Source organism: Bradyrhizobium sp. Pha-3 (assembly GCF_042258615.1).
Taxonomy (GTDB): domain Bacteria; phylum Pseudomonadota; class Alphaproteobacteria; order Rhizobiales; family Xanthobacteraceae; genus Bradyrhizobium.
This window is the reverse complement of record NZ_CP170152.1, coordinates 5,678,192-5,693,695: the sequence shown is the minus strand read 5'-3', so window position 1 is coordinate 5,693,695 and position 15,504 is coordinate 5,678,192. Positions and strand designations below refer to the sequence as shown.

At 60.9% G+C, this 15,504-nt stretch carries 15 protein-coding genes; 7 read left to right on the top strand and 8 right to left on the bottom strand.

Going from position 1 to position 15,504, the window contains the following annotated elements; genetic code table 11:
• Positions 1 to 4: 4 nt before the first annotated feature.
• Entirely contained in the window at positions 5 to 163 is a 159-nt protein-coding gene (locus ACE10Z_RS27150; protein WP_021080068.1) for a DUF5993 family protein, read from the bottom strand.
• 139 nt (positions 164 to 302) lie between these two features.
• Between ACE10Z_RS27150 and ACE10Z_RS27145 the strand changes: the two genes are divergently transcribed.
• Positions 303 to 1,631, top strand: a complete 1,329-nt coding sequence (locus tag ACE10Z_RS27145; RefSeq protein ID WP_375783498.1) for a dicarboxylate/amino acid:cation symporter — start codon at positions 303 to 305, stop codon at positions 1,629 to 1,631.
• A 243-nt stretch (positions 1,632 to 1,874) separates the two neighbouring features.
• On the opposite strand, the gene ACE10Z_RS27140 is transcribed toward ACE10Z_RS27145, so the two are convergent.
• Positions 1,875 to 3,191, bottom strand: a complete 1,317-nt coding sequence (locus tag ACE10Z_RS27140) for an ISNCY family transposase (protein WP_375783413.1) — start codon at positions 3,189 to 3,191, stop codon at positions 1,875 to 1,877.
• A 444-nt stretch (positions 3,192 to 3,635) separates the two neighbouring features.
• On the opposite strand from ACE10Z_RS27140, the gene ACE10Z_RS27135 reads away from it, so the two are divergent.
• Positions 3,636 to 4,277 (top strand): glutathione S-transferase family protein, encoded by a 642-nt coding sequence (locus ACE10Z_RS27135; RefSeq protein ID WP_375783497.1) that lies wholly within the window; start codon positions 3,636 to 3,638, stop codon positions 4,275 to 4,277.
• A gap of 242 nt (positions 4,278 to 4,519) precedes the next feature.
• On the opposite strand, the gene ACE10Z_RS27130 is transcribed toward ACE10Z_RS27135, so the two are convergent.
• From ACE10Z_RS27130 to ACE10Z_RS27115, 4 genes are all read right to left on the bottom strand, one after another.
• Positions 4,520 to 5,815 (bottom strand): TAXI family TRAP transporter solute-binding subunit, encoded by a 1,296-nt coding sequence (locus ACE10Z_RS27130; protein WP_375783496.1) that lies wholly within the window; start codon positions 5,813 to 5,815, stop codon positions 4,520 to 4,522.
• Between the two features lie 1,066 nt (positions 5,816 to 6,881).
• Positions 6,882 to 8,525 carry an arylsulfatase gene (locus tag ACE10Z_RS27125; RefSeq protein ID WP_375789929.1) on the bottom strand — a complete coding sequence of 548 codons (1,644 nt, stop codon included), beginning with the start codon at positions 8,523 to 8,525 and terminating at the stop codon, positions 6,882 to 6,884.
• Positions 8,526 to 8,668: 143 nt separating this feature from the next.
• A complete protein-coding gene (locus ACE10Z_RS27120) occupies positions 8,669 to 9,607 on the bottom strand; it encodes a formylglycine-generating enzyme family protein (RefSeq protein ID WP_375783495.1) in 939 nt (312 codons plus the stop codon).
• A gap of 531 nt (positions 9,608 to 10,138) precedes the next feature.
• Positions 10,139 to 10,429: a hypothetical protein gene (locus ACE10Z_RS27115; protein WP_375783494.1), complete on the bottom strand. Its 291-nt coding sequence runs from the start codon at positions 10,427 to 10,429 to the stop codon at positions 10,139 to 10,141.
• 70 nt (positions 10,430 to 10,499) lie between these two features.
• Between ACE10Z_RS27115 and ACE10Z_RS27110 the strand changes: the two genes are divergently transcribed.
• Positions 10,500 to 11,141, top strand: coding sequence for a glutathione S-transferase family protein (locus tag ACE10Z_RS27110; RefSeq protein WP_375783493.1), 642 nt, complete (start codon positions 10,500 to 10,502; stop codon positions 11,139 to 11,141).
• Between the two features lie 165 nt (positions 11,142 to 11,306).
• Here ACE10Z_RS27110 and ACE10Z_RS27105 read toward each other — a convergent pair whose 3' ends face one another.
• Positions 11,307 to 12,212, bottom strand: coding sequence for a helix-turn-helix domain-containing protein (locus tag ACE10Z_RS27105; RefSeq protein WP_375783492.1), 906 nt, complete (start codon positions 12,210 to 12,212; stop codon positions 11,307 to 11,309).
• An 11-nt stretch (positions 12,213 to 12,223) separates the two neighbouring features.
• Positions 12,224 to 12,457, bottom strand: a complete 234-nt coding sequence (locus ACE10Z_RS27100) for a hypothetical protein (RefSeq protein ID WP_375783491.1) — start codon at positions 12,455 to 12,457, stop codon at positions 12,224 to 12,226.
• On the opposite strand from ACE10Z_RS27100, the gene ACE10Z_RS27095 reads away from it, so the two are divergent.
• The 4 genes from ACE10Z_RS27095 to ACE10Z_RS27080 are packed head-to-tail and all read left to right on the top strand — an operon-like array spanning position 12,444 to position 15,309.
• Entirely contained in the window at positions 12,444 to 13,247 is an 804-nt protein-coding gene (locus tag ACE10Z_RS27095) for an enoyl-CoA hydratase/isomerase family protein (protein ID WP_375783490.1), read from the top strand. The two genes, ACE10Z_RS27100 and ACE10Z_RS27095, sit on opposite strands and share 14 nt — an antisense overlap.
• Positions 13,248 to 13,256: 9 nt before the next feature.
• Complete coding sequence (locus ACE10Z_RS27090; protein ID WP_375783489.1) at positions 13,257 to 13,952, top strand: dienelactone hydrolase family protein; 696 nt, start codon at positions 13,257 to 13,259, stop codon at positions 13,950 to 13,952.
• Positions 13,953 to 13,975: 23 nt separating this feature from the next.
• Positions 13,976 to 14,656, top strand: a complete 681-nt coding sequence (locus ACE10Z_RS27085) for an alpha/beta fold hydrolase (RefSeq protein WP_375783488.1) — start codon at positions 13,976 to 13,978, stop codon at positions 14,654 to 14,656.
• A gap of 38 nt (positions 14,657 to 14,694) precedes the next feature.
• Positions 14,695 to 15,309, top strand: coding sequence for an isochorismatase family cysteine hydrolase (locus ACE10Z_RS27080; RefSeq protein ID WP_375783487.1), 615 nt, complete (start codon positions 14,695 to 14,697; stop codon positions 15,307 to 15,309).
• Positions 15,310 to 15,504 lie beyond the last annotated feature (195 nt).

Genomic DNA, 15,504 nt, shown 5'->3' with positions numbered 1-15,504 from the left:
CGCCTCAGAACGACAGGGTGAGACGGTCGGTGGCGTGGTGCAGCAAGGTCGCGACGCAGGCGACCAGGATCACCGCAAACAATCCGATCGCGAGGGGACGCGGGCCACGCCAGGCCACCAGCATGGCGATGGTGATGGCGAGAAACAGCGCGGTGAATTCCATCTCAGCCTCCGGATGCGAGCCGGCCGTAGTCTATGACAGATTCGTGTGCGCGCGGCGGGCGCGAATGGCCATTGTCGCTTGCGCGCGGCTCCGCCAAGATGGCATCACCAGTTGAGTTCATTCCAGCCCGGGGCACCTCATGGCCACAGACGCGATCAAGCCCGCCGCCCATCACAGACATCAGCCCTGGTACAAGATCCTCTACGTCCAGGTGTTGATCGCGATCGCCGCCGGCGTCTTGATCGGGTATTTCTATCCCGGCCTCGGCAAGCAATTGAAGCCGCTCGGCGACGGCTTCATCGCGCTGATCAAGATGATGATTGCCCCCGTGATCTTCTGCACCGTGGTGCACGGCATCTCCTCGATGGGCGACCTCAAGCGCGTCGGCCGGGTCGGGCTGAAGGCGCTGATCTATTTCGAGGCGGTGTCGACGGTCGCGCTCGCGGTCGGCTTGCTGATCGGCGAACTGCTGCAGCCCGGCCGTGGCTTCAACATCGACCCCGCCACGATCGATCCGAAGTCCGTCTCCACCTACGTCACGCAGGCGAAGGAGCAGGGCATCGTTGCCCATCTGATGGCGATCATCCCCGACAGCTTCTTCGGCGCGCTCGCGCGCGGCGACCTGCTGCAGGTGCTGCTGATCTCGATCCTCTCGGGGTTTGCCATTGCCTTGATGGGCAAGCCCGGCGAGCCGATCGCCGAGGCGATCGACAAGGCGTCCAAGATGTTCTTCGGCATCATCCGGATGATCGTCCGGGTCGCACCGCTCGGCGCGTTCGGCGCGATGGCCTTCACCGTCGGCGCCTACGGCCTCGGCTCGCTGGTGAATCTGGCGGCGCTGATCGCCACCTTCTATCTCACCAGCATCCTGTTCGTGCTGATCGTGCTGGGCGCGATCGCGCGGCTGGCGGGCTTTTCCATCATCCGCTTCATCGCCTATATCAAGGACGAGCTCCTGATCGTGCTCGGCACCTCGTCATCGGAGACCGTGCTGCCGCAGATGATCCAGAAGATGGAGCATCTCGGCGCCTCGCGCTCGGTGGTCGGCCTCGTGGTGCCGACCGGCTACAGCTTCAATCTCGACGGCACCAACATCTACATGACGCTGGCGACGCTGTTCCTGGCGCAGGCCACCAACACCCATCTGACGATCTGGCAGGAGCTCGGCATCCTCGGCATCGCCATGATCACCTCGAAGGGCGCCTCCGGCGTCACCGGCGCCGGCTTCATCACGCTCGCAGCGACGCTGTCGATCGTGCCTGACATTCCGATCCAGTCGATCGCGATCCTGGTCGGCATCGACAAGTTCATGAGCGAGTGCCGCGCGCTCACTAACCTGATCGGCAACGGCGTCGCCTGCGTCGTGATCAGCCTCTCCGAGGGCGAGCTCGACAAGGACGCGCTGCACGAGACCATGGCGCATCCGCTCGAGCTCGGCGAGGCGCTGGAGCCGGGGGGCTCCGGCTAGGGCAATATGATGTCATGGGGCCGTCGCAGGGGGCGCCGTCAAAATATCGAAAACAACCCCATGCAAAGTAGCCGGCGGCCGCCGGCGTTCGACAAGGCAACGTTCGACAAGGCAACTTGACACGTTCGACAAGGCAACTGTCCGTAGCGGGTGAAGATGTCGTGTTTTTGTAGCTCGTGATCTGTCGCCTTCGTTTCAGATTTGCAGGGGAGCCGGAAGGCGGGGACGGCTTTCCCTGATTGATCATGCCATGGCTGTTGCGGCGGTTTTAGCCCTCCGGGTCGGTTTCTTTGTTCGACTTGAAGCCCGTTTCTCCGCCCCGACCCGCGCTGTCTCGACGGCGGCGCGCGCAGGAGCGGTCAAGGACGCGCGCTTGCGCGCCCGCAAGGGCTTGTCCTTGACGGCTCCGAGCACGCTGCCAGGCTGAGGCGCGTCGGGGCTGATCTGGTGTCCGTTGGCGCTGAACATCGCCAACCGATGCGGTCCGAGGAACACGCTGACGGTGCCATCGGGATACTCATGTAGGCGCACCACAGCCTTGACGAAGTGAGGCCTGAGCCGGCTCTGCGGCAGCTGCAGCCGCCGACCGTTCCATGCAACGGTATTATCGTTGGCGACGGTTCGCTCCTCGATCACGCACAGCGCCTCGCGCCAGGCCTCATGGCGGTCGGCCACGAATGCCGTGCCGTCCTGTTCGGGCTTGATCGCAAACGCGGCGTTGTGCCCGGCGATGTAATGCGTCTTCAGCCACGTGTTGGCGGCTTCGAGCGTCGTGATCCCGGCAAGCCGCAGCTCCTTCGGCAGCCGATCCTGCAACGTGCCGAACACCCGCTCGGAGCGCCCGCGCGCCTGCGGCGAATAGGCTGCGATATGCTCGATCCCAAGATGCGACAAAGCCCGTCCCACCTGGGTTTGTTGCGTCTTGGAGACCTTCTCGCCAGCTTTTGGGGTCAGGAAATAATGGCTGCCGCGGTCGGTGTAGAGCGCGCAGAACAGGCCGTGCTCGCCAATCACTTCGCGCAAGGCCTGGAAGGTCGAGGCCGTTCCTTCTTCCTCGACCAGCACCATCGAGTAGATCTCGCTGGTCGCATCGTCCATCGTGACGATCAGGTCCTTCGCGGGCAGACCTTCGATCCAGACGTGGCGCGATCCGTCCTGGTGCAGCAGCATGCCCCGAAGCGGCCGGCGTGGGCGCTTCTTGCGGTGCGCCGAACGCTTCGGCGCCTTCCGCACCAACCCCGCCGCGTGCAAGGCCAGCTTGGTCACCGTATAGCCCAGCATATAGTCATGCCGCTTTTGCAGCTGCTCGTGGAAATGCTTCACCGTGAAGTCCGCGTACTTGTCCCGGAACAGCCCCAGCATCCGCTCCAGTTCTTCCTCCGGCGCCCGCCTCGGCGAGCGCTGACCCATCCGCCGGTCGACAAGCCCGTCATCGCCCTCCGCCTCAAAGCGTTCTGCCCAACGTTGAAAGGTCCGCACGCTGATCCCCAGAACCTCTGACGCCGCCTCCTGCGTCAGCTCCTTGGCCTCCGTCCGCTCCAACAAACTTGAAAACCGCATCCGTCGTACACCCTCGTGAATGGATGCCGTGCCCATCGTGCCCCCTTTGTTCCGGGGCACCGAAAACACGACACTTCACGAGCTACAAACAGGCGACAGATCACGAGCTACTGACACTGTTCGACCAAGCAACTTGACACGTCGGGCAACTCAGGGGTATTCTTCTAATATTCCGAAATTGCCAGGTGTCTCCTCGTCCCAAGGCTGTCGCATATGGCATTTGCGGGCTTCTGCAACTGACGCTTCCACATCGCAGGCGGGAGCGGGAACGCGCCTTGTTCGCGGCCGCAGCCTTGATCGTGAACCCATGAAGCGGGAAGGGCCCACGGTAGGATGACGAATATGCGCCAAGCCTTGCGTGCATGATGCGCCATCGATAGTCCATTGCGCGGCGGCCTGCCTCTGCGAGTTCCTTCATCCAGCCCAATCCAGGAATGCTCAACTATGCTCACCGTCTATGGCGAAGGTCGCGGCTTCCGTGTCGTCTGGCTGCTCGAGGAATTGGGATTGGCTTATCGGCTGCGCCCGGTCGATCTGTTCGCAGTCGAGAATGATCGCGATTTCCTCGCGATCAACCCCGCCGGCTTCATTCCCGTACTGCAGGACGGCGAGACGATCATGGTCGAATCGATCGCGATCCTTGAGTACCTTCTCGCCCGCCACGGCTCAGGTTCGCTTGCCGTCGGCCCGAACGATCCCGCCTTCGCTTCTTATCTGCAATTTCTCCACTTGGGCGAGGCCGGCCTCGCCGGGCCGATGAACGCCGTCATTGTCGGTCGCCAACTGGCGCCCGAAGCCGAGCGAGATGCCCGGGTGACCTGCTGGGCTCTCGAGACCTTCGAGAGCCGGCTGGGGTTGGTTATCCGTCGCCTCGCGGATTGCCCCTATCTCGCCGGCGACCGATTCACTGCTGCCGATATCTCGGTGAGCTACGCCCTCCTGCTCGGCATGCGAGCCGGCAACTACGTCCCCGGTTCTACCGAGCGGGACTATCTCGCCCGCACGACGGCACGCCCGGCCTACGTTCGAGCGATGGAAAGCTGCCAGGCCACCAAGGCTTGGGCGGCGAGATCACCGGGATTGTAGTGCTCGCTTCATCGGAGCGGCCAGGCGACTGGAGTAGTGCTGCGTAAGCCGTGTACTCATTGAGCGGCGGGCGCCTGATGTCCGCTTAACCGCAACAGCGGCGGAAAAGCGGATATCTCCCGAGATCACCGATGGGCCAATAGGAGACTTCACGGCTGGCTATTTGATTCACCTCATCGGTGCGTGCGAGCTCGTGGTGGGCGATATGATGCGATGGGCCGAAGGCGGGAGGATGCCATTTGTCAATTCGTCAGCCTTTTTTGCAGTTTGGCCCGCACAAGATCGATGTGATTTCGCAACATATATAGCATACTCGCGTAGGCGGCCGGTAGCTTGAGACTGTCAGCTTGTTCTTCAAGCTGATCGAGCTTCGCGATCATTGCAGCCGTGTCGCGTTCGGTGGGGCTCGATATAGTATCATCCAGAAATCTCAGCTCGCCGTACAGCCGAAAAATCTTTGTTCGCATTAGCCAATCGTAAAATGACGGCAGAAATCTTATAATCGGATAGAGCAAGCCGATAACCGGAATGAGCAGTACTAATAGCCTTCCGACCAGTTCAACCATCCAAAAAGGAAGATAATTCTGCAGGAATGGCGGCCCAGACTTGTAAAACCGATTTGCCTCACTGCTTAGGGGAACGTCGATAGATTGAGCGGCTGGGAATTGAGCAGCGTGCTGAAAAATGCCGGGCCCCGAATGGATCTGCACGGCCGCATTCAGCAGCAAGTATTGAATTGCTGAATGCAGATCCTTGCGAACGACGAGACTAGCTTTCGGCGCGAGCAAAACAACGTCGGCTGGTGGCAGATCCTTTGCCAGGTTGCCCACACCCCTAGGTACCACAACCTTATTCAGATAGGGATACAGCGCGACATACGCATCCGCACGTGGGAAACTTGTAATCTCGATGCGGTCGTCGGCGAGAAGCGTCTGAACAATGGGTGATTCCCAAGAGTTCAGCGTTAGCATCGCGTCGATCTCCCCGCCCATGAGCTTTTCGCCCGCTATTTCTGGAGCCAGGTTCAGCAATTCGCTAACCCGTTCATCAATTCTGTTACGTTTGAGCAGTTCGAGCGATAGTGTTTGAGTGCCGCTGTCGACGGGACCAATTGATATCTTCCGGCCCCGCAGACCCATAAACCCGTCCGCTAGCAGCAACTCGCGCTTATGGAAAAGCCACAACGGTTGATAGGAGACTGCCCCAAGCGATTCGAGTTCGCGCGAAGCGCTTGCGCCAGCAGTGCCGCCCCGGATAAAACCCACACTAACCCCGGAACGTGGGTCCTGCAGCAAAGCTATGTTTTCCGGCGAGCCCGCAGTGGTCACCAGTCGCACATCCACGCCTGCCTTCGCGAGTTCTTCGCGATAGCGTTGACCGTACTGGTAATAGGCGCTTCCCTCGGGTCCAGTCGCCATAGCGATTGTGAACGGCGGCATGTTGCGCAACACTATAATGGCAGCCCATGCGATCACCGCGGCGATCACGAGGATGGCGACTGTAGGCAAATGCTTTCCTAGAATTTCCTTGGCAGCCATCCATCAAACCCTATTTTCATCGAGTTACTGGGCCTTGAGCGTGTGATTATAATCGCAACCCCTTTTCCTCTTTTTCGATGGAAGGCACGTTATTTAAGATCGATTGCGCGATTAACGATCTCGTGTTGATGCGCCCTTCAAAGCCGCGAGCGTGCCGACGGACACTGGGCGCGAGTAGGCTGCGACATTGTCTGCGAGGCTAGCCGGAAGCCAAGGTGTTCGCGTGCCTCAGTTAGGTTGGGCACTCCGATCCTGGACGGTAACGGGCTCAATCGGTGGAGGAACACCATGATATGTCCATCAACTTCACAATGACCGTTATGGGTCAAAAGCCGCCGATTGCGACCGAACATTGGGACTTCCGGTTCACTCCGGAGAGCCGACGTTCTCGATGGTCGTCCAGACCGTCAGCTATGGGGCCAATATCGGAAGTGGAGCGGCCCATTCCATCACCCGGTCAGCACGGGCGAGATGCGCGGGCGGCCTTCATGATCAATTACCTTGGAAACCCTGACCAAGACGGACGACCAGATGAACCAGCATTGCAGGTGTAGCGGTTACAATCCTGGTAAATGCCCCGACACTCGGAGGATGGTATTTGCTTCAAGGACAGGCAGTCGCGATATCGCGCACGACAGGTATTTGTGCACTGCCGATTAGCGGTCTGAGCCGCCGCAAAAGTGAGAGAGGTGAGATCGGCGTCACGCGCATTGAGTGTCCCGATGCTCAGCAATAGAGACACTGCGAAGGACATGACGGTAAACGACCGCTTACTGCATTTCATGACCGAACTCCCTTTCGGCGATTGATTCCCACAAACTGGCAGGTCAGTCCCTCGGGCCATTCGGTGGGATGAGCTTCGAGGCCGCTGATCGAGCGTCAGTTGTAAATCGATCGCGCAGCCTCGATTGGGATTGAAAGCAATTTGCAGCGCTTCCACCGATTTCCAAACCACACTCATTTTTTCATCTCATGGTAGGTTTCTCCCAGCGCCGCACAGAAGCGGCCGGTCCTTGAGGCCGGCCGCCTCTCGTGTTGTTCGCAAATCGCGACCCGAGGCGTCCGACTAGTCGCTGGCGCCGGCGTTCCTCATGTCCTTCACTCGCTGCATGACCTGTTCCAGGTTGTAGCTGGCAGGGTCCTGCAGCGGCGGGAATTTGATGAAAGTCTCGAGGTGCCTCAGCCACAGCTGCTGTCCGATAGGCAGCATGTTCCAGTCATAGACATAGGCGGTCGACGGAGACGCGATCGCTCCGCCCATGCCGAACAGCGTCTTCTGCTGTTCGCCAACGGAGGTCTCGAAGGGATCGCGCTTGATGTTGACGACCTGGGTCCAGGAATAGGGCCGCACACCGTTAATGAAGCCCGCCGGTGCGTCGGACACCATCGCGAAGTACATCTTCCAGTTCTTGTAGCGGACCGCAGACGGCTCCTTGCCGGAGTAATACAGGAAGTGGTCGCGGGGCGACTTGTCCGACTTGCCGCTCAGATAATCGGTCTGATTAACACCGTCGAGGGTGGTCTTGACCATATTGGGATAGCCGGCCTCGACCTGTTGCTTCAGTGCGTCGCCCTTGGGCCCGCCGGCGATCTCGACGAACGTCGGGAGCCAATCAAGAGCGGAAAACATTTCGTTCTTGATCGTGCCGGGCTTGATGACGCCCGGCCAGCGGATCACCATCGGAGCGCGCATGCCGCCCTCCCAGGTGCTCAGCTTGCCGCCCTTGAACGGCGTGGTGCCGCCGTCCGGGAAGGTGATAGTCTCGGCGCCGTTGTCGGTGGTGAATACGACGATGGTGTTGTTGAGCTGGCCCATGTCTTCGAGCTTCTTCAGCACGACGCCGATGTTGTCATCCATCTGCTTCATGCCGGCTTCGTTGACGCCCCAGTCCTTGCCGCCGGGCTCGCCCACCATGGCCAGGTACTTGTCCGGCAGCACGGTCGTGATGTGCATGCGCGCCGGGTTGTACCAGACGAAGAAAGGCTTGTTGGTCTTCTTCGGGTCATTGCGATCGAGGTAGTCAACGACCTTCGCCGAGATTTCCTCGTCCACGGTCTTCGATCGATCGAGGGTCAGCGGGCCCTCATCCTTGCACATCATATTTTTTGCGGTGCCGTCCGAGGACTTGCACGCCAGCATTGGCCGCGGCGGCGTCAGGCAGACCGTGGTCCTGGGATCCACGGCGCCGGGGACCTCGGCCACGCCCGGGATCGGTGTGTTCTGGCATGGCGGGGCAAGGGTCTGCAGGGTCGGGGTTTTGTTGATGTCCGGGAAGCTCACCCCTTGCATGGCGTCGAGGTGATAGAGATAGCCCCAGTACTCCTGGAAGCCTTGCGCGGTCGGCAGCGACTCGGTGTGGTCGCCGAGATGGTTCTTGCCAAATTCGCCGGTTGTGTAGCCGAGATCGAGCAGGAACTTGGCAAGCGTCGGCGTCCCCGTCCGAAGGTAGGATGGGCTGCCGGGAATTTCTGGCAAGACCATGCCGACGCGAACCGGCTGCATGCCGGTGAGGAAGGCTGTACGCCCCGCCGTGCAGCTCTGTTCGGCGTAATAGTTCGTGAACATCGCGCCTTCATTGCCGATGCGATCGATGTTCGGCGTCTCTCCGACCATCAATCCGCGGTGGTAGATGCTTGGTTGCATCCAGCCGATGTCGTCACCCATGATGAAGAGGATGTTGGGCTTCTGCTGCTGTGCCGCAGCGGGCATGCTTGTCAGCCCGCTCAACGACAACGTCACGAGCGTCGTTGCTCCGAGGAATGTAGCGGCCCGCTTGTGCCAACCCGAGGTCCTCCTCGGCGGCACGCTTGGCGCAGCGCGCGGCTTGTTCTTGAGAATGCAATCAAACATGGTCACTCTCCCGGTTGTGGTGCATTGGAGGCTTCTCGCCTGACGCACCGAAAGCCAATGTGACTCGTCGAGGTGTCGATCGGCTGCGCGTGCCGCGCAGCTGGCCGATAGCGGCGGCAGTAGTTCGGCGCGCACAAATGCGAGCCGCCTTTGACGACCTTCTGTGGAATCTTCACGTTGGTCGTTCGGGGATCGTAGCTGTCGGCCTCGCGCCCGCCGCGCGGGTTCTTCGGGATGCAGCAGGCCTTGGCCGCTTCCGCCTGATGCTTTGGCGAATACCAGTCGGCCGTCCATTCCCAGACGTTGCCGATCATGTCGTAAAGTCCGTGGCCATTCGGCGGGAATGCGGTGACTGGCGAGGTACGTTCGAAGCCGTCGGCATTGGTGTTTTGGTGCGGAAAATCACCCTGCCAGGTGTTGGCCATGTGACGGTCGTGCGGCATAAACTCATCGCCCCACGCATATTCGGCGCCGTCGAGCCCGCCGCGCGCCGCAAACTCCCACTCCGCTTCGGTCGGCAATTCTTTGCCAGCCCATTGCGCGTAGGCAAGCGCGTCGTTGAAGGCCACATGCACGACGGGATGATGGTCGAGCGCATGGATGTTGCTATTGGGTCCGTAGGGACGCCGCCAGTGTGCACCCTTGGCGAAGCTCCACCACTGGCTGAAGTCGCGCAGGCTGACGGCGTGCTTGGGCGGAGAAAACACTAGCGAGCCCGCATAGATCATATGCGGGAGCATTCCCGGATAATCCTTGGGGTCAGGTGTGATCTCGGCGACGGTGACGTACCCGGTGGCTTTTGTGAACTCCTTGAATTGCCGGTTTGTCACCGGGTGGTGGTCCATCCAGAAGCCGTCCGCCGTAACGCGATGCGCAGGTGCTTCTTCCGGATAATGCTTGTCCGACCCCATGCGAAATGTGCCGCCGGGTATCCAGATCATTTTATCGATATCGGAAGCACCATCACAAATGGCGATATGGTGCGTTAGCTCAGGCTTCGCTCTCAATGCGTTACCCCCCAGCCGATGCATGCCACCTGGCGGAATCCTCGGTCGATGTCGGACGATGGTCCAATATCGGCATCTGTGCGGTAGCTTTTGTGTTTGCGGACGGCGAAGCGCGGTCTAGACTTTCCTAAAGTGCAACCGGAAGTAATGACCGTTCGGTAGAGACGACGTTGATCTAAATCAATGCAACAAAGCGGACATGACACTGCGTCAGTCCCCACGTCCACCTTAGGAGTACCACCTGGAAGTAAAGCGGACACGGCGATGTCGATGAGGTCGCCCCGTAGCACTTAGCGGCCATGAGACGGGCTAGACCGGAAGTTGCGGCGGTCTGCTCAGGATCAAAAGCGCCTATCCGAGCCTCAACTGGCCACTTCCGGTTTCATCCTGATAAGCTGACAATTTAACAACCCAGCTGGACTTCGCATTCGGGCCAACAACGGACAATAGACACCAGTCTCCAAGTTAACCGCGGCCACCATGGAACTGCGTGATGTTAGGCGCGGGCGGATTGGGATATTTCTTGACCGTTTCCAAATATTCATCGACCTGCTTGAGCGCCGGCTCTGACACCCAGCTAAACATGCCTCCCACGATGAGGTCTTCGTGCGGGTCCATCTCGATGTTGTAGACCTTCGGGTAGCCCGCCATCCGAGCGCTGGCCGAGAAAATGCCGGGCTGCCGCTGAGGTCCGTCGCCAGTAGGATGAACGTCGGTAAAGTAGATGCGCCAAGCCTTGCGTGCATGATGCGCCATCGATAGTCCATTGCGCGGCGGCCTGCCTCTGCGAGTTCGTTCATCCAGCCCAATCCAGGAACGCTCAACTATGCTCACCGTCTATGGCGAAGGTCGTGGCTTCCGTGTCGTTTGGCTGCTCGAGGAACTGGGATTGGCCTATCGGCTGCGCCCGGTCGATCTGTTCGCAGTCGAGAATGATCGCGATTTCCTCGCGATCAACCCCGCCGGCTTCATTCCCGCACTGCAGGACGGCGAGACGATCATGGTCGAATCGATCGCGATCCTTGAGTACCTGCTCGCCCGCCACGGCTCAGGTTCGCTTGCCGTCGGCCCGAACGATCCCGCCTTCGCTTCTTATCTGCAATTTCTCCACTTGGGCGAGGCCGGCCTCGCCGGGCCGATGAACGCCGTCATTGTCGGTCGCCAACTGGCGCCCGAAGCCGAGCGAGATGCCCGGGTGACCTGCTGGGCTCTCGAGACCTTCGAGAGCCGGCTGGGGTTGGTTATCCGTCGCCTCGCGGATTGCCCCTATCTCGCCGGCGACCGATTCACTGCTGCCGATATCTCGGTGAGCTACGCCCTCCTGCTCGGCATGCGAACCGGCAACTACGTCCCCGGTTCTACCGAGCGGGACTATCTCGCCCGCACGACGGCACGCCCGGCCTACGTTCGAGCGATGGAAAGCTGCCAGGCCACCAAGGCTTGGGCGGCGAGATCACCGGGATTGTAGTGCTCGCTTCATCGGAGCGGCCAGGCGACTGGAGTAGTACTGCGTAAGCCGTGTACTCATTGAGCGGCCGGCACCTGATGTCCGCTTAACCGCAACAGCGGCGGAAAAGCGGACATCTCCCGAGTTCGCCGAAGGGCCACAAGCGGACATTCCTCAAGCTCAACACTATAGACGGTGAAGACGCCGCCACCGGCCCGGGCTGTAACCCTCGCTCTTGGAAAATACGCGCGTGAAATGGCTTTGGTCGACGAAGCCGCACTGAAGGGCAATTTCGGCGAGCTCGCAGCGCGGGTCCTTCAAGAGTTCTTTGGCGCGCTCGACGCGCATTTTGGTCAACCATCGGCTGGGTGGAACGCCCGTCGACCGCTTGAACGCCCGCGCAAAGTAGCTGCTCGAAAGCCCGCACTCATGCGCGATCTCCTCGATCGAAGGATCGTGGGCCAGATTGACATTGAGAAGGTCGCGGGCGCGCTTCAGCTGCCACGCCGCGAGCCCGCCGCGGGCGTTCCGTCCCCCAATCGGGATGCTGCCGTATGCGCGCACGATGTGAGCAAAAAAAGCCAGCGCGATGCAGTCGGCAAACATCGCAGTTCCCTCGCCCGGCTGCTCCATCGCGCCGGCGAGCGCTTGCGCCAGACCATACATGATCGGGTCGCGGGCGCCGAAGTTCGGCGCGTAAAGTCCTCTCACTCGGGGGATTCCGGCCTCGTTGGCCATCTCGTCAAGCGCGACCTGCGTGATGCCAAAGCGGATCGAATCGAAGGGAGTATCCAAACTGACGACCGGACCGTCACCGAGGTCAACGAGCTGCGCGTGGCCGAGACGCCAATCGGGCACTTCCCTGCGCCGTCCCGCCGTCCACAAGTTCGAGAAGAACGGCACCGATAACGGAACATGGAATGCAAAAGCTTCTTGCGGTGAGGCGGCCAGCGAACGCCCACGCATCGGATGATTGCTCCGCATGCGCGAAAACACGACGCGTGCTTTCGAGGAGTTGCGCGCCAGAAGGGTCGCTGGTCGTTCTATCCGGAAGCGTCTGGAAAGGTCGTCCTCGATTGCATCCGCAGCCATCATTGCCTCCATCACAGTTGCAAAGTGACGAACATTCTCGCGGCCTCAACGCGAGCATCACCGTCCCGGCAGGAACAGCATAATCTGTCGGCCGTCATAAAAACAGCGGCAAAGTCGTCGGCGGCACTCTCTGCGGCAGGGTTTTTTCGACTGATTTTTTCAATGCGGTCAAATCCGTACAATTTTGCGCGCGCCGCCCACCATACCGTGCGCGCGAGGGGCGAGACGCGAGTGAGCAACGCCATGCAGACCTTGCTTGTCGATAAATCAACGCCGGGCCATTGGCGCGTCACACTGGACAACCCGCCGATCAACGTGATCGACGATGGCATGTACGATGCGTTCTATGACCTCGTCGGAGAGATCGAGGCCGATGCGGCGCTCAAGGTCGTGACGTTCGAAAGCGCGAATCCAGATTTCTTCATCGCGCATTACGGCACGGCGGGGCCGCGCAGCCGTTTCGGTGTGCCGCCGTGGATTGATGCCGCGACGCGGCTGGCGAGAAGCGGCGTGCTGAGCATCGCCGTCATACGGGGACGAGTTCGCGGCGGCGGAAGTGAATTCGCCCTTGCGTGCGACATCCGCTTCGCCAGTCGCGAGAAGGCGATTTTCGGACAGCCGGAGGTCGGCACCGGATTGATACCGGGAGGCGGAGCGCTTCAGCGGTTGCCGCCCCTTGTCGGCCGGTCTCGCGCCCTCGAGATCGTCATGGGCGCGAACGATTTCGACGCCGATACCGCCGAACGGTACGGCTGGATCAATCGCGCCCTGCCTGACGCCGAACTCGACGCCTTCGTCGCCGATTTCGTCCGCCGTGTGCTCTCGTTCGATCGGCAGGCGTTGCAGACGGTGAAGTTGATCGTCAACCAGGCCGGCTTGCCCGATCCGGTCGCGCTCAAGGCCACGCAGGATATCTTCTTCCAAACCTTCTCATGGGATGGCGCGAAGGAGCGATTGCCGAAGCTGCGCGAGCGGGGAATCGGGCAGGCCGGAGATTTCGAGCGGAACCTCGGGCGTCACATCGGAAATCTTTAGGCCGAGCTCATGGACAATCAACTCCTCATCAACGCTCCGGACGGATCGTTCCACGCTTACATCGCGCGGCCCGCAAGCCGACCAGCCCCCGCGGTGGTCGTGCTCCAGGAGTTGTTCGGCGTCAACGCCGACATCAGAACGACCTGCGATGAGCTGGCGTCGCAGGGATTCATCGCAATCGCGCCGGATCTGTTCTGGCGACAGGAGCCGAGCGTCGATCTCGACGTGAGATCGGAAGCCGACTGGCAGCACGGCCTGCAGCTCTACGGCGCGTATGATCGCGACGCCGGGGTCCGCGACATCGCGCAAACCATCCGCGCTGCGGCCAACCTGCCCGAATCCACCGCACGGGTTGCCCTGCAAGGCTACTGCCTTGGCGCGCTGATGGCGTTCATCACGGCGGCCCGCCATGAGGTCTCCGCCGCTGTCGCCTACCATGGCAGCGACACGGAAAAATACCTCGGCGAAGTCGGTGGTTTGCGCGCTCCCTTGCTGATGCACCTTGGCGAGGAGGACGAGTTCATCCCGAAGCCGGCGCAGGCGCAGATCACGGCCGCGCTATCGAGGAAGCCGAACGCAACCGTCTACAGCTATCCGGGTCAGCGTCACGCGTTCTCCCGACACAACGGGACACACTACAACGCAACGGCGGCAGTGCTGGCGAACGGTCGAACACGCGAATTTCTCAATCAGCATCTGCGGTGACGCAACAGATCAGGAGATTGCTAATGGCCAAACCAAGCATCGTCTTCGCTCACGGAATCTGGGCCGACGGCTCTTGCTTCCAGAAGCTGATCCCGGCTCTGCGGGCCGAAGGCCACGACGTGATGGCTGCACAGTATGGCCTCGATACGCTGAAGGGCGATGTCGACGCGACGATCCGCACGTTCGGGCGGGTGAAGGGGCCGATCGTCCTTGTCGGCCATTCGTATGGCGGCACCGTCATCACGCACGCCGGCATGGACAAGCGCGTTGCCGCGCTGGTCTACATCGCGGCGCTCGGGCCTGACGAGACCGAGACTTCGCAGGGCCAGCAGGATCAGTTTCCAAAAACGGACGTCTTCAACCACATCGAAGTTGCGGATGGGCGCGTCTGGGTGAAACCGGAAGGCGTGTTCTGCTTCGCCGGCGACTTGTCCGCCGAGGAGCAGGGCATCGTCTATGCGACGCACTTTGCGCCGGCGCTCGATCTCTTCACGCAGAAGCTCGACGGCGTCGCCTGGCGCTCGAAGCCGAGCTGGTCGATCGTGGCGACGGAGGACCGCACCGTTAACCCCCAGCTGGAGCGCTTCGCCGCGAAGCGCATGGGTGCGAAGATCGTCGAGCTCAAATCGAGCCATGTCCCCATGCTGTCCCAGCCGAAAGCCGTGCTTGAGGTGATCCGCGAAGCCGCGAAAGCGGTGATGTGACATCTTGTGGTCGAGCTTACTCCGCCCGGGAGGCCGTCATGGGTTACGATCCTTCAAGCACCGCGATCCTGCTGGTAGACCCGTACAACGATTTTCTGTCCGATGGCGGCAAGCTCTGGCCGCGCGTCAAGGCGATCGCGGAGGACGTCAAGCTGCTTGACCACTTGCGCGAGGTGGTCGCCGCGGCGCGCACGCGTGGACTTAAAATCGTCTTTGTGCCGCATCACCGCTGGACACCAGGCGATTATGTGTACTTTGACAACCCGTCGCCGTACCAGCTTGGCTCCGCCAAAGCGCAGGTGTTTGCCAGAGACAGTTGGGGCGGCACTTTCCACGACGACTTCCAGCCGCAACCCGGCGATGTCGTTGTCGGCGAACACTGGGGATCGAGCGGCTTCGCAAATACCGATCTCGATCTCCAGCTCAAGCAGCATGGCATCAGACGCGTGATCCTAATCGGCATGATCGCCAACACCTGTATCGAAGCGACCGGCCGCTTCGGCATGGAGCTCGGCTATCACGTCACGTTGGTCAAGGACGCCACCGCGGCCTTCAGCCCCGAGGCGATGCACGCCGCCCACGCCATCAACGGGCCGACCTATGCCCACGCCATCGTCACGACCGAAGAATTGCTTGCACAGCTTTCCGCCTGATGACAGGTGCGGCAAGTTCAGGACTTCCGCATTGGGTCAAACTCGACAAAACTCAAGGTGAGTATAATGCGTCCGCTTCCGGGCACATCGCGACCGCTCGCGTCGGCACGGGCTCATTGAGCCTGACTGCCGAGCCATGATTCGAATCTTTGACCGAAGCGGGCTGAACTATACGCTGCGAACTCTAAGACGAGG

Coding starts and splice junctions, on each gene's coding strand:
- ACE10Z_RS27145 (WP_375783498.1), top strand. CDS start 303: ATGGCCACAGACGCGATCAAGCCCGCCGCCCATCACAGACATCAGCCC.
- ACE10Z_RS27140 (WP_375783413.1), bottom strand. CDS start 3,191: ATGCGGTTTTCAAGTTTGTTGGAGCGGACGGAGGCCAAGGAGCTGACG.
- ACE10Z_RS27085 (WP_375783488.1), top strand. CDS start 13,976: ATGGCCAAACCAAGCATCGTCTTCGCTCACGGAATCTGGGCCGACGGC.
- ACE10Z_RS27105 (WP_375783492.1), bottom strand. CDS start 12,212: ATGGCTGCGGATGCAATCGAGGACGACCTTTCCAGACGCTTCCGGATA.
- ACE10Z_RS27135 (WP_375783497.1), top strand. CDS start 3,636: ATGCTCACCGTCTATGGCGAAGGTCGCGGCTTCCGTGTCGTCTGGCTG.
- ACE10Z_RS27100 (WP_375783491.1), bottom strand. CDS start 12,457: ATGGCGTTGCTCACTCGCGTCTCGCCCCTCGCGCGCACGGTATGGTGG.
- ACE10Z_RS27110 (WP_375783493.1), top strand. CDS start 10,500: ATGCTCACCGTCTATGGCGAAGGTCGTGGCTTCCGTGTCGTTTGGCTG.
- ACE10Z_RS27115 (WP_375783494.1), bottom strand. CDS start 10,429: ATGGCGCATCATGCACGCAAGGCTTGGCGCATCTACTTTACCGACGTT.
- ACE10Z_RS27150 (WP_021080068.1), bottom strand. CDS start 163: ATGGAATTCACCGCGCTGTTTCTCGCCATCACCATCGCCATGCTGGTG.
- ACE10Z_RS27090 (WP_375783489.1), top strand. CDS start 13,257: ATGGACAATCAACTCCTCATCAACGCTCCGGACGGATCGTTCCACGCT.
- ACE10Z_RS27130 (WP_375783496.1), bottom strand. CDS start 5,815: ATGGCTGCCAAGGAAATTCTAGGAAAGCATTTGCCTACAGTCGCCATC.
- ACE10Z_RS27080 (WP_375783487.1), top strand. CDS start 14,695: ATGGGTTACGATCCTTCAAGCACCGCGATCCTGCTGGTAGACCCGTAC.
- ACE10Z_RS27125 (WP_375789929.1), bottom strand. CDS start 8,525: ATGCCCGCTGCGGCACAGCAGCAGAAGCCCAACATCCTCTTCATCATG.
- ACE10Z_RS27120 (WP_375783495.1), bottom strand. CDS start 9,607: ATGATCTGGATACCCGGCGGCACATTTCGCATGGGGTCGGACAAGCAT.